General features: G+C 71.2%; 6 protein-coding genes. 2 read left to right on the top strand and 4 right to left on the bottom strand.

The features are described 5' to 3' along the window. Positions 1 to 50 precede the first annotated feature (50 nt). Positions 51 to 2,117, bottom strand: coding sequence for a HelD family protein (locus tag FNH08_RS41375; protein ID WP_152776667.1), 2,067 nt, complete (start codon positions 2,115 to 2,117; stop codon positions 51 to 53). Positions 2,118 to 2,558: 441 nt separating this feature from the next. On the opposite strand from FNH08_RS41375, the gene FNH08_RS41370 reads away from it, so the two are divergent. Next, positions 2,559 to 2,750 (top strand): hypothetical protein, encoded by a 192-nt coding sequence (locus FNH08_RS41370; protein WP_152776665.1) that lies wholly within the window; start codon positions 2,559 to 2,561, stop codon positions 2,748 to 2,750. Positions 2,751 to 2,796: 46 nt separating this feature from the next. Here FNH08_RS41370 and FNH08_RS41365 read toward each other — a convergent pair whose 3' ends face one another. Next, positions 2,797 to 4,440, bottom strand: a complete 1,644-nt coding sequence (locus FNH08_RS41365; protein WP_322726303.1) for a DNA repair helicase XPB — start codon at positions 4,438 to 4,440, stop codon at positions 2,797 to 2,799. Positions 4,441 to 4,686: 246 nt separating this feature from the next. On the opposite strand from FNH08_RS41365, the gene istB reads away from it, so the two are divergent. Next, complete coding sequence (istB, locus tag FNH08_RS41360; RefSeq protein WP_152776666.1) at positions 4,687 to 5,988, top strand: IS21-like element helper ATPase IstB; 1,302 nt, start codon at positions 4,687 to 4,689, stop codon at positions 5,986 to 5,988. Here the strand turns inward: istB and FNH08_RS41355 are convergent. Both FNH08_RS41355 and FNH08_RS41350 read right to left on the bottom strand, forming a co-directional pair. Next, positions 5,966 to 6,181 (bottom strand): hypothetical protein, encoded by a 216-nt coding sequence (locus FNH08_RS41355; RefSeq protein WP_152776663.1) that lies wholly within the window; start codon positions 6,179 to 6,181, stop codon positions 5,966 to 5,968. The two genes, istB and FNH08_RS41355, sit on opposite strands and share 23 nt — an antisense overlap. Before the next feature lie 158 nt (positions 6,182 to 6,339). Then, positions 6,340 to 6,574: WYL domain-containing protein (locus tag FNH08_RS41350; protein WP_152776662.1), on the bottom strand; the 235-nt coding region annotated here is incomplete at its 5' end.

The following is a 6,574-nucleotide window of genomic DNA, read 5'->3' as shown; positions in this document are numbered from 1 at the left end:
GTTCCCCGCGCCCCTGAAGGGGCCGCGCCCCTGTCGGGGCGCGGGGCCCCTCACGTCAGTTGCTGTGGCAGTGGGGCCGCGTGTGTCACCGTCAGGCCCGAGACCGCTCGGGTGAGGGCCACGTACAGGCGGCGTAGGCCGGTGCGTTCGTCGGGTTCGGCGTCGACGATCGCCTGGGGCTCGTCGAGGACCACGTAGTCGTACTCCAGGCCCTTGGCGAGGGAAGCCGGGACCAGGGTGAGGCGGGTCTCCTGGGTGGTCTCCTCGCCGGGGGCGAGGTGGGTGATGCCCGCCGTCGAGAGGGCCTCGGTGAGGGCGGGGATCCTGGCGTCGGCGGCGATGAGGCCGGTCGAGCCCTCGTTACGGAGCAACTCCTCGCAGGCGGCGACCACTTCGGCGTCCCCGCTATCGGGACCGGGCGTGATCGTACGGAGTTCGAAGAACCCCGGGTTCTCGCGGACCGACGCCACGGGGGTCAGCCCGGGCGCGATGTGGGGGAGCAGACGCGAGGCGTACGTGATCACGTCCGTGGGGACGCGGAAGCCGGCCGTGAGCTCCTCGATGACGGCGTCACCCTTGCCGAGGTGGGCGAGCGCCTCCTCCCAACTCCGCGTCGCCCAGGGCGTGGTGCCCTGCGCGAGGTCACCGAGGACGGTCGCGGAACCGGTGGTGCAGCGGCGGCCCACCGCGCGGTACTGCATCGGCGAGAGGTCCTGCGCCTCGTCGAGCACGACGTGGCCGAGCGAGTGGGTGCGCTGGACGAGGTCGGTCGCCTCGTCGATCAGTACGGCGTCGGCCGGCGACCACTTGGCGGACTTCACGGACCGGACCGGCCTGGCCCACAGGATCGTCTTCTGCTCGTCGTCCGTGAGGACACCGTCCGCGTGTACGGCGAGGAAGTCCGCGTCGGTCAGCAGGCGCAGGACGAGTTTCGCGGGCTCGACGGGCGGCCAGACCGCCTTGACGGCCGCCTTCACGGCGGGATTGCGGGCCACGGTGTCCTGGACGCGGTCGTCCGGCGCCTCACCCGCGCGCTCCATCTGTACGAGCACCGCGTGCGCGATCCGCTGGGGCAGGGCCTCGCGGGCGGCGCCGTAGCGGATGTCCCGCTCCAGCAACTCCCGGACAATGTCCTCCAGTTCGTACGCCGGCACGCGCCAGCGACGCGAGCCGCGCACCACGACCACCGGCTCGGTGGGCATCGTGACGTGCGAGCGGACGGCCCGGCGCAGGACCTCCGCCATCCGGGCGTCGCCCTTGACGACGGCGGCGGCCGCGTCGTCGGTGGCGCGCACCTCGACGTGCGCCACGAGATCGTCGACGGTCGCCTGCTTGACCTCCAACTCGCCGAGCGCCGGGAGGACTTGCTCGATGTAGTGGAGGAAGGAACGGTTCGGTCCGATGACGAGGGTGCCCGTGCGGGCGAGGCGCTCGCGGAAGGCGTAGAGGAGGTACGCGACGCGGTGCAGACCGACGGCCGTCTTCCCGGTGCCGGGGCCGCCCTGCACACAGACCGTGCCGGCCAGGCCGCTTCGTACGATCTCGTCCTGCTCGGGCTGGATCGTCGCCACGATGTCGCGCATCGGGCCGACGCGCGGGCGCTCGATCTCCTGCTGGAGCAGCTTGCTGGTGGTGGCCGCCTCGGAGGGGTCGGAGAGGTGCTCGTCCTCGTACGCGGTGAGGTCCCCGCCCGTGTACCCGAAGCGGCGGCGCAGGCCGACGTCCATGGGGTCCCGCTTGGACGCCCGGTAGAACGGCTGCGACACGGGCGCCCGCCAGTCGATGACCATGGGGTCGCCGACGGCGTCGTGCACGTGACGGCGCCCGATGTAGAAGCGCTCTCCTTCCGCGCCCTCGGCCTGGTCGGCGCCCGGGGTGTGGAGGTAGTCGAGGCGGCCGAAGAAGAGGGGCGTGTGGCTGAGGTCGGCGAGGGCCTTGATGCGCTCGCTGATCTGGTGCTGGAGCGCCTCCGCGTTCACCCAGTTCGCGGTGACGTCGCTGATGTCGAGCGCCTCCACGTCCTTGCGCATGGTGCGGAGCGCGGTCCGGGACGCGGAGAGGTGGGAGCGCTCGCGGGCGAGTGGGTCGGTGGGGTCGGGGGCGTCCTCGGTGGTCATGGAATCGTCGGGTCGGGTGGACACGGGTTTCTGCCTCCGGGCGTGACGGTGCGCCGGCCGGGGGCGCGCGACGCGTGCGGGCGCGCGGGCCGGTCGACTGCCGTGGGACGGCGCGTACGAATGACGCCTGCGTGGTGGTGACGGTGCCGTCCGGTTTCCGGCCGGGCGGCGGCGCTCCGGAGAGGGAGGCGGGCAAGAGCGGAGAGTTTAGATGAGTCGGGAGCCGGGGGCGAACCATTTTCCGGCGGCCTTACCGGCGCCCGGCGCGGGCGTCGCGTCCTGCGATCTCAGGGCTACGGATGCCGTACCCCTGGGGGTTCCCAGGGGATTCCCTCAGCCCGGAGGCGTACGGGAGGGCGGACCTGAGAAGGACGAACCGGTGGCGGAGATTCCGTCCCTGGACCGACGCCATCCGGGGGGTGCGGATTCCATCATGGAGACATGAGTGCAGCGACCTTCTCCCCGGTTCCCGGCCGGCACGGTCCGCCGACCGGTGCGACGGCCATCGATGCCGACCACCACCGCCACTGGACGGGCGACGTGCTGCGTGCGATCAAGGTGTTCGCCGGCGCCGCCTTCGAGGTGATCGTGCTGGGCGAGTACACGGACGAGGCGGGCGTACGCCGTCGATGAGGCGCCGCCCGTCCTCATGCCCCGTGGAGCGCCGAGCCCCGGGCGCTCAGCTCTCCGCGAGCAGCTCGTCCGCGTCCACGATCCGGTACGCGTAGCCCTGTTCGGCCAGGAAGCGCTGGCGGTGGGCCGCGAAGTCCTGGTCGATGGTGTCGCGGGCGACCACCGAGTAGAAGTGGGCCTGGTGGCCGTCGGCCTTCGGGCGGAGCACCCGGCCGAGACGCTGGGCCTCCTCCTGCCGCGACCCGAACGTACCGGACACCTGGATCGCCACCGTCGCCTCCGGCAGGTCGATCGAGAAGTTCGCGACCTTGGACACCACCAGCACACTGATCTCGCCCTCACGGAACGCGTCGAACAGCTTCTCCCGCTGGGCGTTCGACGTCTCCCCCTTGATCACCGGCGCGTCCAGGTGCTCACCCAGCTCGTCGAGCTGGTCGATGTACTGCCCGATGACGAGGGTCTGCTGCCCGGCGAAACGGCGCACCAGCGCCTCCGTCACCTTCCGCTTCGTCGCGGTCGTCGCACAGAAGCGGTACTTCTCCTCGGTCTCGGCCGTCGCGTACGCGAGCCGCTCGCTGTCCGTGAGGTTGACGCGGACCTCGACGCAGTCGGCGGGCGCGATGTACCCCTGCGCCTCGATCTCCTTCCACGGCGCGTCGAACCGCTTGGGCCCGATCAGCGAGAACACGTCCGACTCGCGGCCGTCCTCCCGTACGAGCGTCGCGGTCAGACCGAGGCGGCGGCGCGCCTGCAGATCGGCCGTGAACTTGAAGACCGGAGCGGGCAGCAGGTGCACCTCGTCGTAGACGATCAGACCCCAGTCGCGGGAGTCGAAGAGCTCAAGGTGCGGGTAGATGCCCTTCCGCTTCGTGGTCAGCACCTGGTACGTCGCGATGGTGACCGGGCGGATCTCCTTCCGCGTCCCGCTGTACTCGCCGATCTCCTCCTCGGTCAGCGACGTCCGCCGCACCAGCTCGTGCTTCCACTGCCGGGCGGAGACGGTGTTCGTGACGAGGATGAGCGTGGTGGCCTTGGCCTGGGCCATGGACCCGGCGCCGACCAGCGTCTTGCCCGCGCCGCAGGGCAGCACGACCACGCCCGACCCGCCGTGCCAGAAGTTCTCCACCGCCTGCTTCTGGTAGGGGCGCAGCGCCCAGCCGTCCTCGGCCAGCTCGATCGGGTGCGCCTCGCCGTCCACGTACCCGGCGAGGTCCTCGGCCGGCCAGCCCAGCTTCAGCAGCACCTGCTTGATCTGCCCGCGCTCGGAGGGGTGCACGGCGACGGTGTCCGGGTCGATCCTGGTACCGACCAGCGGGGCGATCTTCTTCGACCGCAGGATCTCCTCCAGGACCGGGCGGTCGGTGGTGGCGAGGACGAGTCCGTGGGCCGGGTGCTTGCTGAGGGTCAGCCGGCCGTAGCGGTCCATGGTCTCCGCGACGTCCACCAGCAGCGCGTGCGGCACCGGATACCGGCTGTACTGCACCAGCGCGTCCACGACCTGCTCGGCGTCGTGCCCGGCCGCGCGCGCGTTCCACAGGCCGAGCGGGGTCACGCGGTAGGTGTGGATGTGCTCGGGGGCCCGCTCCAGCTCCGCGAACGGCGCGATCGCCCGGCGGCAGTCGTCGGCCTGCTCGTGGTCTACCTCGAGCAGGAGGGTCTTGTCGCTCTGGACGATGAGTGGACCGTTCACACGCGGCTGCCTTTCGGGATCCCAGGGCATGGCTCTGCTCGGCCAAACGTCCAGTGTGCCCGATCGGGAGGGCCTGTCGACATGGATGGAGGATGACGTCCGCGTCACGTCGTATTGGATGTCTATCCACTCCAATGAGTGGTCGGAATTCTGATATGCGGCGATGGCTGCGAAGAATGGCGACCTGTGCAGGTCACCTCTCCCAAACTCGCTGCCTCTCCGGCGCTCACGTCCGCCGCCTCCCCGATGACGGCGACGCTCGGGTACGCCCTGTTCGCGACCCGCTGGCTCCAGGCCCCGCTCTACTTCGGGCTCGTGGCGGCGCAGGGCGTGTACGTCTACAAGTTCTTCAAGGAGCTGTGGAATTTAGTTCTCCGCTGCGTGACCGGGCAGGCCACCGAGACGTACGTGATGCTCGCGGTGCTCAAGCTCGTCGACGTCGTCATGATCGCGAACCTGCTGATCATGGTGATCGTCGGCGGCTACGAGACCTTCGTGTCGCGCATCGGCCTCCAGGGCCACCGCGACCAGCCCGAATGGCTCTCGCACGTCAACTCCAACGTACTGAAGGTCAAGCTCGCCACCGCCATCGTGGGCATCTCCTCCGTCCATCTGCTCCAGATGTTCGTGGACGTCCACCACACCTCGCGCCACGCCCTGCTGTGGGGCACGGTGATCCACATGGCCTTCATCGCGTCGGCGGCGATCCTGGCGTACATGTCGGGGCCGATGACGCTGCGCTCCGAGCGGGCGCACAAGGAGCCCGAAGCGCACGCTGAGCACCGGGCGCCGGAGCACGGGCTCTCGCGGGCGTCCGCCCCGCCCGCGAACGTACGGGGAGCCGACACCCCCGCCCTCGCGACGGTCCCCGCCCAGACACGGCGCTCTCCGGCCGCGTACGAGACGGCCGCGTACGAGACGGGCGCGTACGAGACGGGCGGATACGAGACCGCCGCGTACGAGACGGGCGCGGAGGCGCGTGTCCGTGCCGCCGGGTTCCCGTCCCGCAAGCTGCTGGAGGAGTTCGACGAGGACCACCCGCGCTCCTTCGACCGGGAGGCCGTGGCCCGGCTCGGCAAGCTGGACTTCGTCGCCGCCCGGCGCAACGTGGTGTTCGTCGGCGCCCCCGGCACCGGCAAGACGCATCTCGCGACCGGTCTGGGCATCCGCGCCTGCGAGGCCGGCCACCAGGTGCTGTTCGCGACCGCCGCCGAGTGGGCCGCCCGGCTGTCCGGCGCCCGTGCCGAGGGCCGCCTGGCCGAGGAACTGACCGCGCTCGACGCCCACGCCGTGCTGATCGTCGACGAGGTCGGCTACGTCCCCTTCGACGCGGACACGGCCCACCTCTTCTTCCGACTGGTCGCGCACCGCTACGAGCGCGCCTCACTGATCGTGACCAGCGACCGCCCGCTCGGCCGCTGGGACGAGATCTTCGGCGGCGGAGTCGCACCGGCGATGGCCGACCGGCTGGCCCACCACGCCGAGATCGTCCGGCTCGAAGGGGACAGCTACCGCAGGCGGCGGGCTACTTCGTCATGGGCAGAGTGATGTTGTTGATCAGCGGTCCCTCCACGGTGACGCCCTCGGTGACCAGCGACTCGGCGGACGCGACGGGCAGTGGCAACGGCGCCTGAGCGGCCACGGCCTCGGACGCGAGGGCGCCGAGCACGGCGGTCACGGCGGTGGCGGAGGCGATGAGGGCGGCTCGGGTGCGGGTACGTGTGCGGGGCTTGGGGCGCATGAGGGCTGGGCCTTTCGCTGGTCGCGCTGCGGGGTGCGGGGCGCGGATTGCGGTGAGTGGCTGCCCAGCGGCTCGCGCCGCGATGCGGGGCAGCGGCAACTACGCCCGGACGGGTGACAGCGGGCGCATGGGAGGGGGCGTACGCGCGCCGCGCCCGCCTACAGCGTGTCGTCGGCCAGTTCCGACACCCCGGTCACCCGGTGCAGCGGATACGTACGGATCTCGTCCGCCGTGTGGTCGTACGCCGTGACGAAGCCGCCCTCGACGCGGATGGGGGCGATGACGCGCTGGCTGGCGCTGCCCTCGGCGTTGACGTAGCCGATCCACAGGGCCTCGCCGGTGAGGACGGCGGCCTGCATGGTGGCGAGGGTCTCGGCGGAACCGGTGCGGGGG

This window comes from Streptomyces spongiae (assembly GCF_009377185.1).
In the GTDB taxonomy this organism is placed as follows: Bacteria; Actinomycetota; Actinomycetes; order Streptomycetales; family Streptomycetaceae; genus Streptomyces; species Streptomyces spongiae.
Note: the sequence above shows the minus strand (reverse complement) of the source record. Positions and strands in the feature narration are given on the sequence as shown.